2 protein-coding genes and 1 pseudogene are annotated in these 1,892 nt (G+C 33.1%); 2 read left to right on the top strand and 1 reads right to left on the bottom strand.

The window, feature by feature from the left end:
* A partial coding sequence (locus CDZ78_RS01630; protein ID WP_444979189.1) for an ISAzo13-like element transposase-related protein occupies positions 1-240 on the top strand: 240 nt, incomplete at its 5' end.
* Here CDZ78_RS01630 and CDZ78_RS22630 read toward each other — a convergent pair.
* Positions 231-1,071: pseudogene (locus tag CDZ78_RS22630) on the bottom strand (retron St85 family effector protein). The gene CDZ78_RS01630 and the pseudogene CDZ78_RS22630 sit on opposite strands and share 10 nt — an antisense overlap.
* A 195-nt stretch (positions 1,072-1,266) precedes the next feature.
* Here CDZ78_RS22630 and CDZ78_RS01615 point away from each other — a divergent pair.
* Positions 1,267-1,836 carry a restriction endonuclease subunit S gene (locus tag CDZ78_RS01615; protein WP_087868391.1) on the top strand — a complete coding sequence of 190 codons (570 nt, stop codon included), beginning with the start codon at positions 1,267-1,269 and terminating at the stop codon, positions 1,834-1,836.
* The last annotated feature ends 56 nt before the right edge of the window (positions 1,837-1,892 follow it).

Genomic DNA, 1,892 nt, shown 5'->3' with positions numbered 1-1,892 from the left:
CATCGTTTTTTTCCTCATGTGACTCGTGCTTGTGAAGGTGTTGTATTTGACTCGGTTGAAACAGTTAATACATTGATTTCTAGAACATCAACGTCAAAAGGACTAACAACAATTGTTCACATACTCGACAAAATATACGAGACAGGACGAAAATATGCCGCTGACTTCAAAGAAATAATGCCGATTGTATTTGATACACATTTACCAAAATGGAATTACCGGGCAATTCCTCAAGAATAATTAATATCGGGAAGTTGTTTCGTGCTTATTCCTAACTCAAGAACCTTCATTCTTATTTTCTCTTTCTTTGATCTTTGATAATATTTGGCAGCGGCAATAGTTGCTGAATTTCTATCAAACTTATTATCATTATTTTTATTGGAAAACACTATTCTATGATCATTCTCAATAACTAGATAATATTCTGTATTCCCCATTCTTCTTTTTTCAATGAATTCTAATTTTTCTAACAAAAAAAGTAACCTTGATACTTCCTGTGGGGCTACATCTACATTTAAACTTTTCAAATAAAGTTTTATTTCCTTATTTATAAGTGCCTTGTAAGTTAAAATTAAATCATAAATTAAAAAAGCTATATGACCTTTATTTGTTAGATTAAATTTTTCAGTTTTATGAACTTCATCTAATATATTACTCAGTGAATCGGTAATGTCATCAAGGTGTTCTTTTAAGCTATTTTCTAGATCATTATATTTATAGGGGTATGAAAGTATGTTTTCATCTTTTAATTGGCGAAGTGGTCCAAGTTTTATATAAGAATCTTGATTATGATGGTCATCACAAATTATTATTACGACTTTTTTTTATTTTTTCATTCACTGAAAATGACCCAAGTTCTGCTAACGCCCCAGGGCTTTCAAGAGAAATAACAACAAGTGATGCTGTTTCAGCAAGGTCAGATTCGAACGTTAATAAATCAGGATAAATTGAGTCATGCAACCAATCTTTGAATTCTTCAACCAAAACTAACGAACTAAAAAGCTGAGAATGTTTAACTGATAGGTGATCATAGAGCAATGCTCGAACAGTTTTATTTTCCTGATCGCTCATATCCCCACCAAATAAGAATATTTTTGGTGGGCGTAGGTTTACATGGCTATTTTCGATAGATATTAAAGAAAGAAGAGATTCCCTAGGGCAATTAATACCGCTCAATAAACATGAGTCTTGCTATACGCCAGACTAAAGCACTAAATTAATGATTATACCTCATAAAACACGTAAAGAGTAGGTGAATTATATACTTTGCCTACTGATAGTCAAATTCACTATGGTGATATTCATACAAAATTTTCCACACTATTTGATATAAAAAAAGAAAATATACCATTTATCAACGCTTCAGAAAATCTTGAGAAGATTAAAGCAGAGAACTGCTGTGTTGAAGGAGATATTATTTTTGCCGATGCATCGGAAGACTTGGACGATGTTGGGAAAAGCATTGAAATTGTTAATCTCAACAATGAAAAAGTATTGTCTGGGCTACACACAATTTTAGCTAGGCAGAAAGATAAAAAAATAATTCTTGGATTTGCTGGATACTTATTTAAATCAAATCGAATAAGAACCCAAATAAAAAAAGAGTCTCAAGGTACAAAGGCTCTTGGAATATCCAAAGGCAGGCTATCAAGCATTGAAATTCCTTACCCTTCCATCCCAAAAGAACAACAAAAAATTGCCGACTGCCTATCTTCCATAGACGATCTCATCACCGCCCAAGCCCAAAAAATAGAATCACTCAAAGATCATAAAAAAGGCCTGATGCAGCGGTTCTGTCGCATAAATCCCCCTTCCCGACGTTATCTGCTATCATAATTATCAATTTCAATAAAAGGTGGATCACATGCTCAGCTTCAAAGGCACTCACTTTC

Source organism: Bathymodiolus platifrons methanotrophic gill symbiont, from assembly GCF_002189065.1.
Classification (GTDB): domain Bacteria; phylum Pseudomonadota; class Gammaproteobacteria; order Methylococcales; family Methylomonadaceae; genus Methyloprofundus.
Note: the sequence above shows the minus strand (reverse complement) of the source record. Positions and strands in the feature narration are given on the sequence as shown.